Here is a 16458-nt window from a genome sequence, read left to right on the forward strand (position 1 = left end):
CCGGTCAGCTCAGAGGGCGGTGCGGCATCAGGGCATTCGGCGGGATCTGACCGAACTTGCCGGCCTGATAGTCCTCCAGCGCCTGGATGAGCTCGGACTTCGAGTTCATCACGAACGGGCCATAGTGGAACACCGGTTCGCGAATCGGCTTGCCGCCCAAGAGCAACACCTCCATGGCGGGCCGGTTCGAGTCTTGAGTTCCCTCGGCCGACACGGTGATCCGGTCACCGGGACCCAGCACGGCAAGCTGCCCCTGATGGATCGGATGCCCGACCGGGCCGACGCTGCCACGCCCGCTCAGTACGTACACCAGAGCGTTGAACTCGCGGTTCCACGGCAGGTTGAGCTGCGCGCCCGGTTCGATCGTGGCGTGCGCCATGGTGATCGGGGTGTGCGTCGCACCTGGACCCTGTGCACCGTCGACTTCGCCGGCGATGATCCGGACCAGGGCCCCACCGTCCGGTGAGGACAGCAGCTTGGCATCGGGACCCTCGATGGCCTGGTAGCGCGGCGTGGCGAACTTGTCCTTCTTGGGCAGGTTCACCCACAGCTGGATGCCGTGGAACGTGCCGCCGCTTTCGACCAGTTCGGCCGGCGGGGTCTCGATATGCAGGATGCCCGAGCCGGCGGTCATCCACTGTGTGGCGCCGTCGGTGATCAGTCCGCCGCCGCCATGTGAGTCCTGGTGGGCGAAGCGGCCGTCGATCATGTAGGTGACCGTTTCGAATCCGCGGTGCGGATGCCAATCGGTACCCCGCGGTTCGCCCGGCTGATATTCGACCTCACCCATCTGGTCCATGTGGACGAACGGGTCCAGGTCGGCAGCGCTGACGCCACCGAAGGCCCGGACGACGGGGAAGCCCTCACCTTCGAACCCGCGCGGGCCGGTGGTGATCGAGCGGACCGGACGTTCGGTGTCCGACGCTTGAGCTGCGCCGATGCGGGGCAAGGTCAAGGTGTCTGCGGTGATGGCTGGCATCTCCTACCTCCTATGTGTGGGGTGATGTCAGCTATAACCGGACCGTGGTCCGATTATTCCCGTTGTAGCGCCCTGCGGGCAGCGGCGCGGGCCTCATCCGCGCCGGCGCTGGTCAGCGCGGCGTCCGCCGCGGCGCGACACTGCTGTTGCGACAGTTGCGCCAGCCTGGCCCCCACCGCAGGGATCGCGGCCGGCGCCATCGACAACGACGTCACCCCCAGGCCCACGAGCACCGCGGCCATCAGCGGATCGGCTGCCGCCTCGCCACACACCCCGACCGGCTTGGCCACCTCGGCTCCGGCGTGTGCGGCCAACGCCACCAAGGACAGCACCGCGGGCTGCCATGGGTCGGTGAGGGCAGCCAGGTCAGCCGACATCCGATCGGCGGCCATGGCGTACTGCGTCAGATCGTTGGTGCCGATCGACACGAAGTCGACGTGCTCGAGGATCTTGTCGGCCAGTAGCGCTGCGGCGGGCACCTCGATCATCACGCCCGGGCTGAGTCCGTACGAGCGGGTCTGCGCGGCAAAGTGTTCGGCCTCCGCCGCGGTGGCGATCATGGGTGCCATCACCCACGGTCGGGCTCTCGTGGTCTCGGCCGCCGCGGCGATCGCCTGGAGCTGACGGTCCAGCAGGCCGGGATTGCTGCCGGTCATGCGGATGCCACGTACGCCCAGGGCCGGGTTGGGTTCGTCTTTGTGGTGTGCGAATTTGAGCGGCTTGTCCGAGCCCGCATCGAGAGTCCGTATCACGACGGTGCGTCCGGCGAACGCGTCGAGCACCGCGGCGTAGATCGTCGCCTGCTCGTCGACGGTCGGCTCGGTGTCCCGGTTGAGGAAGCACAGCTCGGTGCGGAACAGGCCGACGCCTTCGGCGTGCGTTGGTGTGCTCGGCGGTCCTTGCACGTTGGCCAACAACGAGATGCGATGCCCGTCGGCCGTGGCCCCGGGTCCTGTCCACGCGACGGGGTCTGCGTTTGTTTCCACCCGCCCCGGATCGGGGTTGACGGTGACGGTGCCGGCGGTGCCGTCGAGCAGGACCAGCGCGCCCTCGGGCACCGCGTCGAGCCCGTCGACCGCCACGACACAGGGGATGCCGAGCTCGCGGGCGATGATCGCGGTGTGGCCCGTCGGCCCACCCGCGGAGGTGGCCACCCCGATCACCAGGGTCGCGTCGAGCGTGGCGGCGTCAGCCGGGGCCAGTTCCTCGGCCAGCAGGATGGACGGTGTATCCGGCTGGGGCACAACGGGTTCTGACTCCCCACAGAGTTCGGCGACGACGCGGTCGCGGATATCGTTCAGATCGGTGACCCGTTCGGCCATCAGTCCGCCGAGTTTGGTGAACATTTCCGTGAACTCCGCGGTGGCGTCGGTGGCCGCGCGGACGGCCGGCGCCCCGGCGGTGATCCGCTTGTCGACGGCGGCGAGCCAGGCCCGGTCCTGGGCCAACGTGGCCTGCGCGGACAGTATTTGCGCGGCCACATCGGCGGCTTGCGCCGCCCGCTCCCGGAACCGGGCGGCCACGATGCCTGCGGCGACGGCGAAGCGGGCAGCTTCGGCCGGCCGGGCCTCCTCCGCGATATTTGTCGGTGCCTCATAAGTTGGAACCCGTCGCGGCCGGATCGCCGGTGCATACCGCACCCCGGCGACCACCGGGACGCCCCGCAGAACTGTCGGCGGAGCGGCCGGAGTTGTCGAAGGCATGTGACACAGGTTACAAATGCGTTTGCTGTGCCCGCCGCGGCCGGCACAGTTTGTCGAGGAGGGGTATGCCCAGCAAGACCGTCACCGTCGGATCGGCCATTGGATTGCATGCCCGTCCGGCTGCGCTGATTGCTGAGGCGGTGGTCAATGCCGGTGTGCCGGTGACCTTGTCGGTGGACGGCGGGGAACCGGTCGACGCCGGCTCCACCCTGATGATCATGACGCTGGGTGCGGGCAACGGTGCGCAAGTGACAGTGGAATCCGAAGATGCCGATGCGCTGGCCACCATCTCCGATCTGGTGAGCCGCGACCTCGATACCTAGCGCTACCGGCGAGAAAGCGTCATCGACCTGTGTTAGACACCCTTATGATTGCCTGCGTGCAAATCGCGGGTCGGCTTGACGTGAGACGATTCATTTCAGAGCGGACCGGGCGTTGTTTGCTGAAAGTGCACCAGCACACTGCAGACATGTCCGATGTCATTGGGGGAGTGTGAGGCGTGCAGCGCTTAGCCGTGATGCTGCTGGCAGTTCTGCTGGCGTTTTTCAGTGCACCGCCCGCGTGGGCGATCGACCCGCCGGCGATCGATGCCGGGGCTGTTCCACCTGATGAGACCGGCCCCGACCAGCCGATGGAGCAGCGCAAGATCTGCGCTGCTCCTACGGTCATGCCGAACTCGAACTTCGCCGACAAGCCGTGGGCCGCTGACTACCTGAAGCTCGGTGAGGCGCAGAAGTTCGCAACCGGAGCCGGGGTAACTGTCGCCGTCATCGACACCGGGGTCAACGGTTCCCCGCGTGTCCCGGCCGAACCCGGTGGCGACTTCGTCGACGCCGGCGGCAACGGAATGTCGGACTGTGACGCCCACGGGACGCTCACCGCGTCGATCATCGCCGGACGTCCGGCTCCCACCGACGGATTCGTCGGTGTCGCCCCCGATGCACGGCTGATTTCGCTGCGCCAGACGTCGGTGGCGTTCCAGCCCAAGGGTTCCCGTCAGGACCCCAATGACCCGAACACCACCCAGACAGCAGGCTCGATCCGCAGCCTCGCACGGTCGGTGGTGCACGCGGCCAATCTCGGCGCGCAGGTGATCAACATCAGTGAGGCTGCCTGCTACAAGGTGACCCGCCGGATCGACGAATCCAGCCTCGGCGCGGCGATCAACTACGCCGTCAACGTCAAGGGCGCGGTGATCATCGTGGCCGCCGGCAACACCGGCCAGGACTGCACCCAGAATCCGCCGCCGGACCCGTCGGTCCCGGCCGACGCCCGCGGCTGGAAGGGCGTGCAGACGATCGTCAGCCCGGCCTGGTACGACCCGCTCGTGCTCACCGTCGGCAGCATCGGCCAGAACGGACAGCCGAGCAACTTCTCGATGTCCGGGCCCTGGGTGGGTGCGGCGGCCCCCGGTGAAAACCTCGTCGCCCTCGGTTATGAAGGCCAGCCGGTCAACGCCACCCCCGGTGAGGACGGCCCGGTGCCGCTCAACGGCACGTCGTTCTCCGCGGCGTTCGTCTCCGGGTTGGCGGCCCTGGTCAGGCAGCGCTTCCCGGATCTGACCCCGGCCCAGGTGATCAACCGGATCACCGCCACCTCGCGCCATCCCGGCGGCGGCGTCGACAACTACGTCGGTGCCGGTGTGGTTGATCCGGTGGCCGCCCTGACTTGGGAGGTGCCCGACGGGCCGAAGAAGGCTCCGTTCCGGGTCAAGGAAGTGCCCCCGCCCGTGTACATCCCGCCGCCAGACCGTGGCCCGATCACCGGTGTGGTGGTGGCCGGCGCCGCGCTGGTGTTGATCCTCGGGATCGCCGCCATGACCCGACGCGCGTTGCGGCGACGCCGATGAACTTCCTCCGGCAGTTCGGTTTCCGCTTCACCACAGGTCACGCCATCTGGGCGGCGACGCTGATCCCGGCGTGCATCGCGCTATGCCTGCACGCCAAGCTGCTGTGGCTCGGCATCACGCTGTCCGTGCTGATCGCGATCTTCTCGGTGCTGACCATCCGCGGTCGTCGGCTCACCGGCTGGGTCAAGGCGATCTTCTCGTGGCGGCGACGGCACCGCAGTACGCCCGACGTGGCCTCGGAGCCTGCAGTCGGGGCCACGGTGATGCCCGGTGATCACGTCGCCGTGCGGTGGCAGGGCGACTACCTGGTAGCCGTGATCGAGCTCGTGCCAAGGGCTTTCACGCCGACGGTGATCGTCAACGGAAACGCCGTGTCGGATGACACCGTCAGCACCAAGCTCGTCGAGAACCTGATCGAGGCGCACTGTCCCGATCTGGAGGCCGACGTCGTCTCTGCCGGCTATCGCGTGGGCAAGACCGCGCCGGCCAGCCTGGTTGCGCTCTACGAGCAGGTGGTCGGCCCGTATCCGGCACCGGCGAACCGGCGCACCTGGATCGTGCTGCGCGCCAACCCGGAGAAGACCCAACGTTCGGCCCACCGCCGCGACAGCGGGGTGTCCGGGCTGGCCCGCTATCTCGTGGCCTCGACCACCCGGATCGCAGACCAGTTGGCCAGCAACGGAATCGACGCGCGCTGCGCACGCAGTTTCGACGATTACGACAAGGCCACCGAGATCAGCTTCGAGAAGGAAACCTGGTCGGTGATCAAGGGCCGCAGCACGTTCACCGCGGCCTACATCGCGCCCGGCGGCCCGGATGCGTGGTGGTCGGCACGCGCCGATCACACCACCACCCGCGTGCGCCTGTGCCCGGGGATGGCCCCGACCAGCACCGTGCTGCTCACCACCCTGTCCAATCCGACGACACCACGCGGCTTTTCGTGCCTCTACGGCGGCCAACGCGCGGCGCTGCAGGGCATCAGCCCGGTGACCGACAAGCATTACGACCTGCCGATCGGCTCGGCCGGCGTGCTCGTCGGCGAAACCTCCGACCGCTACCCGGTGTACATGCCGTTCGACAACGTCGACGTCAGCATCAACCTCGGCGACGCCCGACTGTTCACCCAGTTCGTCATCCGTTCGGCGGCGTCGGGCGCAGTGGTGACGCTCGGGCCGCAGATGCGCGAATTCGCCACCATGATCAACGGCCGCGTCGGACGCGTGCCCCGCGTCGCCTGGCCCAACGCCACGACCTACCTCGGACCGCATCAGGGTGTGGGCCGAGTGATCATGCGGCCCAACTTCATTGACACACCACGGCACCGCCAGCTGCCGATCACGTTGATCAATCCACGTGAAGAGAGCCGCTACCAGATGGCGCTGGAGCAATGACATCAAGCTTCCTGGGAGAGGGGTCCCAGAAGGGTCGGGAGGAATAGCTATGGCAGAAGAGTTGGCGGTCAAGGCCGCCTGGGACGGTCAGGGTTCGATATGACCGAGGAGATGCACCCGCAGGTGGCCGCGGTCCTCCGCCAGGCGCAACAATTGCAGTCCCTGATGGACGACCAACTGCACAAGATGAACACCGAAACGTTCACTGCGACAGACGAAGCCCAGAGCGTCGAGGTCACGCTCAATGGCCACCACCATCTGATCGACGTGTACATCAAAGATGGCTTGTTGCGGTTGGGCGCCCAGACCGTCGAACAACGTCTCAACGAGGCGATTCAAAAGGCCACGGCCGCAGCTACGACCTCGATCGAAGCCGACCGCGAACGGCTGGATGCGATGGTCGCGGAGCTGACCGCAGATGGGCCCCAGTTGGGCTGAGGCCGCACCACGTCATTGGGGGAGCTTGTCTCGCCCGGTCGCGTATAAGCCAGACCACACCTACGCGTCAGTCGCGCACACGAGGGGCGAGATGGAAAACTTCAGCAGACGATTTGGCATCACGCTCAACATAGTCCTTGCGGTGGTATGTGGTATCTGGACATTCGTCGCGATCAGACATTTGGCGTTCATAACAGCCGTGATCGCGGCAGGGTTAGGCATCACCTGGTTGTTTATCGCCAGCCAGTTAGCGGCATCAAAAAATGCTGCGATCGAAGCCGAGTTTGACGAAGCAGGAACATTGTTACGGCCAGATAGTCGCATAGAGGCGGCCCAGCGAAGATCGAACGGCGCCCTGGCACTGTCGGGTTTGTCGATGGTGATCGCATGGCTATCTGGCTTGCTCTACCTGCCACTGCCCGACGGAGTTGAACAAGTCTTCCCGATTGCCTTCGGCGCCACCGGCCTCGTTGCGGGATGGTTCTGGTTCGTTTTCAAAAGGCAAGGCGGCACCAGCTATCTGCTGCTAACGCCTGAGACGTTCAAATTTCCTAATCTCGGTTCCTTGAACTCAGGAAAGTGGGACGACATCGCCTCGGTGACTGACAGGCTGCCCGCCGAGGAACGCTTTTGGACCCCCATGGTCATCACCATGCGGGACGGTTCAATACTGACGATGGACTCGCCGGGCAGCTATACCCCGAAAGGTACGGCCCTTATCGAATTAATGCGATTCTATTGGCGCCACCCTGAGCAACGACACGAGCTCACCGACGGAGGCGCACTGGACCGGCTCCGAACGATGGAGCCACAGCGCAGCCCTCGCGCCAAGCCGTGACCGAATCAGGGCTTGGTCTCCGTTGCTCGAATTTGATGCGTTCCAGGGCACAGCCTCGGTGTTAGGGTCATCGGAGCAAACCCGTCGAACCGAGCTGGGCACGCAGTCCACGGCATCTTCCGCGAACGGAACACATCATGGGTAGTTTCAACGTTCTGAATGCGCTGTACATGGACAGCAACTATCTCTACGGCACGGCCGACCATGCGAACGGACTCAGTTCCAGCGTTCCCTGGGGAATGGCGGGTATCGCGAGCGACTTCACCGGAATCATGCAGACGGTCGCGTCTTTCGGTCCCGCTAAATTCGCAGCTGCCGCGGCAACGCCAATTATCAACGGTGGTCTGATCGCGCTGACTGTTGCAAGCAACACGCTCGGGTTCGGCCGGCCCGAGGATGGAGAACGATTCGGTCGAGGTGCCACAGCCTTCGACGATGCGCACTCTTCACTGCTCAATGCCGCGTCACCATCCGGCTGGGAGGGCGATGCGTCGGATGCGTACGGTGCCCGCACCGCCGAGCAACAGAACCGTGCGCAGAATATGGCAATCCAGGACCGCGCGATTCAAACCGTGCTTTTCAACGAGGCCGACCAGGTATCTAAAGCGCGCGATTTCGTTTCGAAACGACAGACAGCGCTCGCCCTGTGCGTTCCAGCAGCGATCGCAATTAAGTTCATGGGGCCTACCGGGCCAGCCGCGTCCTTAGCGTTTGAAGTCGCATCCGTGTTGGCAACCGTCCCGTACGCCATGGACCGTGTGGAGAACACGGTCTACGAAGCTAAAGCGAACGCCAGCCAAATCGAAAATATTGCACGCCACTACGACGATGTGTCATCAACCGCCGAAATACCCGGCGGCTTTGGCCCTCCGCCGCCGAGATAATCCCTCCCTCATGTCCGAAAATGTAAGGCTGCGTGATGACCCAACCTGAACTGAAGGTATCCGACCAGATCCGCTCCAAAGCCACTCCCCAAACCGAGGCGGCCTCACATATCGATGCGGCTAAATCAGCCCCCGACGGCGCTTCGGCCCATGTCTTCCAAAGCCACGGTCTCGTCTGCATGGCGACGGCGTCGGCACTGCGATCGGCTGAAGCTTCACGGCGCGAAGCTGCCGAAAAGATGCACCTGATCTCGACCGACCTTGCCGCCAAACTCGGAACCGCCGCCACAGACTACGAGACGACCGATAGCCATGAGAGCGGCAATCTCAACGGCCAGATGCACTCCCGATGAATGGATTTGGCTCGTGCCGATTTTCGATGCACGGACGCTGACCGCCGAATCGCCCGCTGCCGCACGACCAGCAGTGTGATCGTCCAGAGAACATCTCCGCAGTCGGGCGACGAAGCGGGCTGGATTGGTCGTGGATCCCGCCCCGCAGACGTCAATCAGCGCATCTTTAATTGAAGTCGCCTGGCTCGAATCAGGCTGAGGTAAGCACACTCGGGGTTTCGACGGGGGCCACCATTGACCTGTAGGGGTTCAGGACATCTTTGACCGTTGTCATCGGGACTTGGTTCACGAGCGGCCCACGCCTGCGACGGTGTCGCGGCGGTCAATCCAGACGTTCCTGAATCATTCCGACGTTGCGGCACGTGTCACGGTCGAGGTCCATCTACGCGCTGTCACCGGAGTCAATGACGGCGCACCCGTCAGCGAGGTAGCCGAACGCTACGGCGTCACCCGGCAGACGGTCACGGCGTGGCGCAAACGCTATGAGACCCGAGGTCTGGACGCCCTGGCCGATCGGTCCCGTCGCCCGCATTCCAACCCCGGCCGTATCGCTCCTGATGTCGAAGCGTTGATCTGCGAGATGCGCCGCCATCGCCGCGCTGGGGCGCCCGTCGAACCGCCTACGAACTGACACTCGAATCGGAGACCAGGCTCCGTCGCGATCCACGACCCACCGCGTACTGGTGCGCAACGGCTTGGTGAATAGCCGAGAGCAACAACATTAAACGAATCTACAAACGATGGGCACGAGAAGCGCCAATGCACCTGTGGCAACTCGATATCGTTGGCGGGGTGTTCCTGGTCAACGGGCGCGAACACAAGATGCTCACTGCCATCGACGATCATTCCCGCTTCGTTGTCGCCGCCGCGGTGTTGCCGGTACCGTCGGGTCCTGCGGTGTGCGATGCGTTCCTGGCCGCGATGGCCCGCTGGGGTGTGCCGTTTGAGGTGCTCACCGACAACGGGAAACAGTTCACCGGCAAGTTCACCCGGCCACTACCCGTGGAGGTTTTCTTCGAGCGGATCTGCCGCGAGAACGGCATCACCGCCCGACTGACCAAACGCCGCTCACCGACCACGACCGGCAAGGTGGAGCGGTTCCACCGAACGTTGCGACGCGAACTACTCGACGAGACAGGGGCATTCGAGTCGATCGAGACGGACCAGGCAGCGATCGACGAATGGGTACACGCCTACAACACTGTGCCCCCTCACCAATCGCTGGACATGGCCACCCCAGCGAGCCTGTTCCGCAGCCGAGCCGCCGAACCCGTTCCGCACCCTGCTACGGACACCGCCCGCCCGCCCCGACGAGCCCACCAGTTCCCTCCGAGAACAACCCGGGCGAACTGCCTCACCGGACTAGGATCTCGGTACCGCCGCAGCGTGCTTAGCCGTCCACCTTCATTCCCCCATCTGCCGGGATGGATCCCTATCGGTAACCACTAGATGTCCGATCGGTGTCCAATCACACTCGAACACATCGAACTCGATCCTTGGCGTCAATCCAGCCCTCTGGGCCGGCGGATGCGGAAGGGCACCAGATTGCCCACGCTGCAAAGCGGCTGTACTCAAGGCGAATGGCGTGGCGCACAGGGGGGTTCGATGAGGCTCGCCCCTCCGCATGCAGCTTCTCTTCTACATGAGGTGCGGCCTACTGCTTGCTGTCCTTCACGTCCTTACGCGCACGGCGACCGATGACGGCCTCGGTGTACGCGCGATCTTCCTTGTACAAGTCCTCATCCTCGGAAAGGTTGGGGTTGCGACGCTTTTCCTTGCCCTGGCCTTGACCGTGGCCGCCGCCCATACCACCCATACCGCCGCCCATACCACCCATACCGGCACCACCCGGGGCGCCAGTGGGTCCGGCGCCGCCGCCGCGGGCGCTAGCCGGAGATGCCGCGACAGTTTCTGCGCCGACGGCGGGGCCGAGTGGCCCAGCGGGCATACCGCCACCGCCGCCACCCATACCTCCGCCACCACCACCGGCACTGGCCGGCTTGAGGCTGGGTTCCTCTAGACCACCCGGCATCTCGGGCATGCCTTCGGTTCCCTTCGGAAGGCCACCCGACGGAGCGCCACCCGACGGAGCGCCACCCGATGGCGCGCCACCGCCGGAGGGTGCGCCGCCACTCGGTGAACCTCCCGAACCCTCACCCGCCGACGGATCAGCGCTGGCGGGTGACATTGAGGGCATCTCAGGCATCGGCGGCATCTCGGGCACAGCGCCTCCTCCCGGCGGAGGGGCACCGCCGGGCGGGGGGCCGCCACCCGGTGGTGGGGTGACGCCGGGTGGATTACCGCCAGGGCTTGTCGACGGCAACCCGCGAATTGACGGCGGCTTACCCGGCCTTATCTCCTGGAGACCGGCGCCATTCGCGTACTCACTCATCGCCTGCTCCGAACGCGTCTGGAAATACGCGTACAGACCCCCTTTTCCAACGGCTCCAATCGGCGTCATTACTGCCAATGTAGGGACGCTGTCGTATGTCGCCACGTCGTCCATCGTGGGGTGATCCGCGACCAGTTTCTCGTGCGCGGCGATTAACTTGTCCACCTGTTGGACCAATCTCCCGCACTCGTCGCCCATGTCGCCCCACCAGCTACCCAGGAGGCGCATAGCCTGCGTATATGCCTCGGCTGCAGTACCCTTCCCGTCCGGCGCAACGAAATCTTTTGCATGCGTCGGAAGCCATGTCTTATAGCTCTCCCAGTCATCCCGAAAACGCTTTAGCTCCGACGCGGCCGTATCTCCCGAATGGATGGCTTTCGCCACCGTTCGCCAATCGTTGAAGAAATCCCATTCCCCTGCGGGCGGGTACGGTATATCCGCAATGGCCGGAGCGGCGAGCATATCTACTGCGCTTGGAACCACGGTCTCGACCTCGTGCGATGGCCGAGCACGGTCGCGGTCGCTGTGCATCTGCTTGTCGAATGCTTCCTTCGACTGGCTGACAACCTTGTCGAAGGCATCGGCCGCGGCACGGAGGGCCGACCCCATCCGTTTCGACTCGATATCCCCGGCGTCGAGCATCCCCTTCAATGTGTCGGACGACGCTTGAAGTTGACTTATCGCAGCTTGGGTGATGGCCAGCTCATTTGGTGCCCCCGGCGCGGATACTCCAGTTGACGCTGACGCCGGAAACTCTTCAACTTTCGCGGCCGCCTGCTTCATTCCGTCGGATGTCCACCCCAACTCCTCTGCCACAGCTAGTCATCCTCCCTATGCCGATGACGCCGACCGACCGTCCCACGCGCCCCTCACGAAAAACGAAATGTCGGCCGAACAAGCCATACCGCTTTCTCGCGACAATCATAAGGGCCCGTCAGGGGCATGCAATGCGGCACTTTCTGTCCGCTCGACCTCAGCCGACCGTGCTTCGCATGGCTTTGCTAGATGCCGTCAATCCTGGCGCGAACAGTCGCAATCTACTCCGCGATCGCGTCAGCAACCAGCTGTCCGATGTGCTGCCAGTAGATGAAGTCGGCGACGGCCCGACGTTGCCCGGGTCCGTCCCCGACGGCGTGTGCCTCATAGACGGCCCACTCCTGGGCATGCGCTGCATACGCCAAGAATGCCTGTAGGTGCACCTGTCCGCGGTTGGAGGCGCCGCTGAACAACGGCTGCCACACCTTGTCCCACAGGTGCGATCGGCGGTCCTCGGGCGGATTCGAATCAACCGGCGCCGGCGGAAGAATCTTCACCAGGTCGCCATCACCGATTTGCGCCAGTCGACCGCTGATCTGCGGGGATATCACCTGCAGACGGTCACGGCCAGCCATCTTCCCTTTCGCCGGAATGTCCTCGGGCGCCAAAACTTCCTGGTGCACGCCGGAATCGGCGTTGGTGAACTGGTGCTCAAGCGCAATCACCGCTCGCAAGGTCGTGTCATTCTCCTGCGCCCAACGCTGCACTGCCAGAATCGGATACGTGGCCCAGGTGGCGCGCTCGGCAGGCGAGATCGACTCATCTGCGGAGACCATTACCACCTGATCGGGCAGATTGACTTGCGCGGGGAAGTAACCCAACCCGTAGTTGTTGGCCACCGCGATTCGCCCGTCCACGGTGACCGCCGTGATCCAGAAGAAGTTGAAATCTTCGACGTTGGCCATATCAGGAGCGTTGAGCGCCGCAGCGATCCTACGGGCCAATTCCAAGGGACCCGAGCCGGTCCGCTTCGCTGCGTTCTGTGCGGCATCGCGTTCAGCCCGCGCGGCCGACACCGGAATAGGCGCAACCTGGGCGCCGCCGGCGATGGTCGCCGGCTGCACGGGTCCGGGAGGCGGAGCAGCTGCCGTCGGCGGCGGAACCGGTGCGGCAGGAGGCGCTGTCGGCGGCGGACCCAACGGCGGCGATCCCATCGGCATTCCGCCACCCATGCCCATCCCGCCGCCTGATGCCGGAGCCTGCACCGGCGCAGCAGGTGCCTGTGCACTGCTGACGGACGTCGCAGCACCTGTGCTGGCTGGCGACATGGTGTCGCCGGCCGGCACCGTCGGAGACGGGGCCAGCGGAGGTGGCGCACTGCCACCCGCGGACGCGCTGTGAACCGGCGTGCCGGCTGAATCCGCAAGCCCCTGCGAAAATTGCTGTATCGGATCTACGGGCGCACGGCCGGCGAGCGCCTCAGCGCCTGCTGCTGCCTGCGACGGATCCAGCCCACTGCCTGCGCCCGATGCAGCGGATGCGGCACTGCTCAATGGGCCGCTTGCTGCGCTAGCGGCGCTGGACCCGCCCCCAGCTCCACCGAGGCTTGGAGCGCTCGGCGCTGTGGGGATAGATGGAGGCGCCGGACTTGTGGGCGGTTTCGTGCCGGTGCTGGTCTGGCCGATACCAGGCGAGAATAGGCCCGGCGCGTCCCCGCTGAAACCTTGAGAAACATCTGCCCCCGTGTTGAGGGTATTCAGCGGCGCATCACCTCCGCCCTCACCACCGCCCTCCCGACCGACACCTTCAGAAACATCCGCATCCGCCTTGAGGGTATTCAGCGGCGCGTCGCCTCCACCCCCACGCTCAGCCTCATTGGAGGGTCGGTCTTCTTGCTGCTCGGACCCGGGTTCCTTGTCGCGAAGATTGTCCGTTTGCGATGTCGGCCCCTGAGGCTTTGATCCCGATCCTTTACTGTCGGCATGCGTGGGTCCGGGCGCACCAGAGTTGGTATCAAGCGGCGCGGCATGACCATCATCGGGCTGCGCGTCGCCAGCTGTTTCGGCCCTCCCGCTCAGGCTACTGGCCAAGCCGTCCAAAAACTGTTTATTGGCGGCGTAGGCTAACTTGGCAATATTTTCCGCCGCTTGCGCCGCCTCGTCAGCGTCCGCATCCTTTTCTTTGGCCTTGTTCAAAAGGTCATTAATTGCTTGAACTTGCGTCTCGACGTAGTCAGCGATGGCCTTCTTTGCCATCCTTGTTGTCAAGAACGCAGTTCCACACCATTCAATCGCATCGGTGAACTGCTTCTCGATCTCCTGCATAGCGTTGCTGTGTTCCTCTGCTTTCGCAGCTGCGGCCGTGGCGCTGCCACCGACCCATACAAGAGGACCATTAAATATGCAGGCACGCACCGCATTCCAGTTTTCTCGCGCTGTAGCGGCCGCCGACTTCAGCGCACTCAGAATCCCTTCGCGCGTGGTGAATTCTGATTCATCGAAGTCCGGCCAAGCACCTGGTCCTACCATGATGTCGGCGTAGGGCCCACTGGGCTTCGCGATGGACCCGCCGCCCATTACCACGCTTAAGTCTGAAAGTTCGTCGATCAGTACGGGCCCAGGAGATGAGGGTGCGATCGCACTCATGACTGGGCCTTACATGCCCAATTGATCGCGTTGGCCAACGTCGTCGAGGTCAGCGGCATATAGCCGACATTAGGCGTGAAGGTCGGAATAGCCTGGACGTAGGCTCGCATATACTGCGCCGCAGTGACCGCTAGATCTTCCCAGACGGCATTGCCACTTTCGCGTCCTGCCCGTTCCATATTATCGGCATACTCCGTCAAAACCGGTACAACCGCGTCGATTACCGCCTTGTTCTCAGGGGTCCACTCTGTGGCACGAATCTGCGGATCAAGGTCGCCCCAAGCTTCTGTGCGACTGTCCTTATCAAAACGCTCGACCATATTGGTCCAATTAGAACAACCGCTGTCGTCAACCGCGAGGAATCCGTCCATAACGAGAGCGTCACCGCTCCCATCCTCGGAGGAACTTGACGACGGAGGCCGCGGAGCGGAAATTAGGGGCGCTGTTTGTTGCGCCCCGCGGTAATAGATAGCGTCACACACTCTGTTCAGAACAGTGAAAAATTGGTTAAACGCTGCTACGGTGGGCTTATCAGTGGCCGCGTAATTGGCAATAACACCAACGGTTTTCTGGGCGTACGCGCGTGCCTGAAGGTAGATCTGACGCATTGCCCGGTGCGGTGTCTGTTTAGCTAGGTTTTCCAGCTTCGGTATCGCGTCGGTCAACGCAGTGCTTTCGTTTTCAAATATTTCCCGCTGTTGCGGCGTCCAATCAGTAGCTGGAATCGAGTAATCCTGTTTATTCCATTCAGGCACCGCCGCATCAAGCCCGGACGAGACTTTTCCCCAAGCTTCACAGGTCGGATCTTCGGTGATGATGTTCGCCGGTCCGGTGTCATTGGCACTAGCGAATTCGGAAGCACCGTTTGCGGTGTTGGACGGGCCGTTACCCCCACTTGAATCGGGGCGGAGGATGAGAACAGTGCCGACAACGCTGAGAGCAATGACGGCGATGAGCGCCAGACCGATCAGGATCCACTTACCCTTGCCACCACCGTTATTCGACGGCGGCGGAGGGCCCCCTCCCCACGACTGCTGTGGCCAGGGCGCTCCAGGCTGCCCGTACTGCGTGCCACCCTGCGGATGTCCGGCCGGACCACCAGCGTATGGCTGCTGGGCACCAGGACCTTGTGGTGGCCCACCCCATTGCGGTCCACCACCCTCGGAGGGCTGTGGACCATACGGACCCTGGGGAGGAAGCGTCATCACCAAACCTTCACGTCAAGAGCACTTAAACGGTCACAACAACACTGAAGGATCAACCGGCGGCCGCGGCTGCTGGACGGGCGCAGCCTCTACCGTCGGGCCAGAGGGTGCAGGAGCCGCCGGCGATTCGGCTACCGGAGCTCGCTCCGCGGCACCGTCGGGTGCGGCCGCGCCCTCTCGCTGCTCATCCGAATCCTTCCGCTCGTCCCGGTCGTCGCGCTCACCCCGGTCGTCGCGATTCTCGTCATCCGGGGCGGCGGACTGCTCAGTATCTGGCTTCGGCCCAGTGGCACCGGTCCCCGAACCCTCTGCTCCGCCAGCACCGCCTTGGCCGAAACCACCGCCCATCTGACCAAGCTGCTGCACGCCCTGCATGATCGTCTGTGGAATCTGCCCCAACTGCTGAGCCATCTGCATGGGTATTTGACCCAATTGCTGCGCCATCTGCATCGGCATCTGCATCATCTGACCGAACTGACTCATTGCGTCCGTCGCCCCGCCGCCGGCACTCCCGCTTGACGTGCCGAACTGCGAATCGAACTCGGCCAAACGAGCTTTGAGATCGGTGTGCGCCTGCTGATCGGTCTGCTCATACCGATCAGCTGCCACGCCGATATTGGATGCAGTCGTTCGCGCGTCATTCCTGGTGGTTGGCAACGACTGATGCAACGGCGCTTCGATTTCGTTCGTGCGACTCGTCAGCGCCTGCGCCAATCGATCTTCACCAAGCGACGGGAACGCACTTGGTGCATCTGGGAGCGCGTCGGCAGCGTCCTTGAAGCCCAAACTACCCGCCCGCAGTTCTGCGACGTTGACCCGCATCTCGGTCATCAGACACCCCCATCAAGTAGACGCGAGGAACCCACTGCCACGCACCAACCGCCGGACGTAAGGTCCAGCGGCGCGGCGCGGCGCGGCCGCCAAAACACATCATTTCAGCGGCGACCGCCATGGGCCCCTCTACCACTAGTCCAGAAAAATGCTACCCGAGGCCGGAGCAGGTCTAGGGCACGAAATTATAGAGG

At 64.1% G+C, this 16458-nt stretch carries 13 protein-coding genes and 2 pseudogenes; 8 read left to right on the plus strand and 7 right to left on the minus strand.

Annotated features, from left to right (window positions below):
• Window positions 1–4: 4 nt before the first annotated feature.
• Window positions 5–979 (minus strand): pirin family protein, encoded by a 975-nt coding sequence (locus A5740_RS16960; protein WP_076195774.1) that lies wholly within the window; start codon window positions 977–979, stop codon window positions 5–7.
• A 53-nt stretch (window positions 980–1032) separates the two neighbouring features.
• Complete coding sequence (locus tag A5740_RS16965) at window positions 1033–2682, minus strand: phosphoenolpyruvate--protein phosphotransferase (protein WP_076195776.1); 1650 nt, start codon at window positions 2680–2682, stop codon at window positions 1033–1035.
• 65 nt (window positions 2683–2747) lie between these two features.
• Here A5740_RS16965 and A5740_RS16970 point away from each other — a divergent pair, with 65 nt between their 5' ends.
• The 8 genes and pseudogenes from A5740_RS16970 to A5740_RS28425 all read left to right on the plus strand — a co-directional run.
• Window positions 2748–3005, plus strand: coding sequence for an HPr family phosphocarrier protein (locus A5740_RS16970; protein ID WP_076195778.1), 258 nt, complete (start codon window positions 2748–2750; stop codon window positions 3003–3005).
• A gap of 176 nt (window positions 3006–3181) precedes the next feature.
• Complete coding sequence (mycP, locus tag A5740_RS16975) at window positions 3182–4531, plus strand: type VII secretion-associated serine protease mycosin (RefSeq protein WP_076195780.1); 1350 nt, start codon at window positions 3182–3184, stop codon at window positions 4529–4531.
• Window positions 4528–5922, plus strand: coding sequence for a type VII secretion protein EccE (gene eccE, locus A5740_RS16980; protein WP_076195782.1), 1395 nt, complete (start codon window positions 4528–4530; stop codon window positions 5920–5922). Before mycP ends, eccE begins: the two co-directional genes overlap by 4 nt.
• A 99-nt stretch (window positions 5923–6021) precedes the next feature.
• Window positions 6022–6360: a YbaB/EbfC family nucleoid-associated protein gene (locus A5740_RS16985; RefSeq protein ID WP_076195784.1), complete on the plus strand. Its 339-nt coding sequence runs from the start codon at window positions 6022–6024 to the stop codon at window positions 6358–6360.
• A 91-nt stretch (window positions 6361–6451) separates the two neighbouring features.
• Window positions 6452–7198 carry a hypothetical protein gene (locus tag A5740_RS16990; RefSeq protein WP_076196013.1) on the plus strand — a complete coding sequence of 249 codons (747 nt, stop codon included), beginning with the start codon at window positions 6452–6454 and terminating at the stop codon, window positions 7196–7198.
• Between the two features lie 137 nt (window positions 7199–7335).
• On the plus strand, window positions 7336–8082 hold the full coding sequence (locus A5740_RS16995) for an EspA/EspE family type VII secretion system effector (RefSeq protein WP_254849220.1): 747 nt from the start codon (window positions 7336–7338) through the stop codon (window positions 8080–8082).
• Between the two features lie 35 nt (window positions 8083–8117).
• Window positions 8118–8435, plus strand: coding sequence for an ESX-1 secretion-associated protein (locus tag A5740_RS29130; protein ID WP_254849221.1), 318 nt, complete (start codon window positions 8118–8120; stop codon window positions 8433–8435).
• Window positions 8436–8772: 337 nt separating this feature from the next.
• Window positions 8773–9782, plus strand: a pseudogene (locus tag A5740_RS28425) (IS481 family transposase); the annotation flags it as partial.
• Window positions 9783–10089: 307 nt separating this feature from the next.
• Here A5740_RS28425 and A5740_RS29135 read toward each other — a convergent pair.
• The 5 genes and pseudogenes from A5740_RS29135 to A5740_RS17020 form a co-directional block, all read right to left on the minus strand.
• On the minus strand, window positions 10090–10476 hold the full coding sequence (locus tag A5740_RS29135; protein ID WP_254849233.1) for a hypothetical protein: 387 nt from the start codon (window positions 10474–10476) through the stop codon (window positions 10090–10092).
• Window positions 10477–10779: 303 nt separating this feature from the next.
• Window positions 10780–11610, minus strand: a pseudogene (locus tag A5740_RS29405) (hypothetical protein); the annotation flags it as partial.
• Between the two features lie 254 nt (window positions 11611–11864).
• On the minus strand, window positions 11865–14228 hold the full coding sequence (locus tag A5740_RS29145; protein ID WP_254849222.1) for a hypothetical protein: 2364 nt from the start codon (window positions 14226–14228) through the stop codon (window positions 11865–11867).
• Window positions 14225–15433, minus strand: coding sequence for a hypothetical protein (locus A5740_RS28430; protein WP_076195788.1), 1209 nt, complete (start codon window positions 15431–15433; stop codon window positions 14225–14227). The genes A5740_RS29145 and A5740_RS28430 overlap by 4 nt, the downstream gene beginning before the upstream one ends.
• 33 nt (window positions 15434–15466) lie before the next feature.
• Window positions 15467–16264 (minus strand): type VII secretion target, encoded by a 798-nt coding sequence (locus A5740_RS17020; protein WP_076195790.1) that lies wholly within the window; start codon window positions 16262–16264, stop codon window positions 15467–15469.
• Window positions 16265–16458: the final 194 nt, after the last annotated feature.

The sequence above is a fragment of the Mycobacterium sp. GA-1841 genome (genome assembly GCF_001954135.1).
Classification (GTDB): domain Bacteria; phylum Actinomycetota; class Actinomycetes; order Mycobacteriales; family Mycobacteriaceae; genus Mycobacterium.

What these genes read in the sequence shown, in the direction of transcription:
- A5740_RS16960 (WP_076195774.1), bottom strand. Translation starts at nt 979, where the DNA reads ATGCCAGCCATCACCGCAGACACCTTGACCTTGCCCCGCATCGGCGCA.
- A5740_RS16965 (WP_076195776.1), bottom strand. Translation starts at nt 2,682, where the DNA reads ATGCCTTCGACAACTCCGGCCGCTCCGCCGACAGTTCTGCGGGGCGTC.
- A5740_RS16970 (WP_076195778.1), top strand. Translation starts at nt 2,748, where the DNA reads ATGCCCAGCAAGACCGTCACCGTCGGATCGGCCATTGGATTGCATGCC.
- eccE (WP_076195782.1), top strand. Translation starts at nt 4,528, where the DNA reads ATGAACTTCCTCCGGCAGTTCGGTTTCCGCTTCACCACAGGTCACGCC.
- A5740_RS16985 (WP_076195784.1), top strand. Translation starts at nt 6,022, where the DNA reads ATGACCGAGGAGATGCACCCGCAGGTGGCCGCGGTCCTCCGCCAGGCG.
- A5740_RS16990 (WP_076196013.1), top strand. Translation starts at nt 6,452, where the DNA reads ATGGAAAACTTCAGCAGACGATTTGGCATCACGCTCAACATAGTCCTT.
- A5740_RS16995 (WP_254849220.1), top strand. Translation starts at nt 7,336, where the DNA reads ATGGGTAGTTTCAACGTTCTGAATGCGCTGTACATGGACAGCAACTAT.
- A5740_RS29130 (WP_254849221.1), top strand. Translation starts at nt 8,118, where the DNA reads ATGACCCAACCTGAACTGAAGGTATCCGACCAGATCCGCTCCAAAGCC.
- A5740_RS29135 (WP_254849233.1), bottom strand. Translation starts at nt 10,476, where the DNA reads ATGCCCGAGATGCCGGGTGGTCTAGAGGAACCCAGCCTCAAGCCGGCC.
- A5740_RS29145 (WP_254849222.1), bottom strand. Translation starts at nt 14,228, where the DNA reads ATGAGTGCGATCGCACCCTCATCTCCTGGGCCCGTACTGATCGACGAA.
- A5740_RS28430 (WP_076195788.1), bottom strand. Translation starts at nt 15,433, where the DNA reads ATGACGCTTCCTCCCCAGGGTCCGTATGGTCCACAGCCCTCCGAGGGT.
- A5740_RS17020 (WP_076195790.1), bottom strand. Translation starts at nt 16,264, where the DNA reads ATGACCGAGATGCGGGTCAACGTCGCAGAACTGCGGGCGGGTAGTTTG.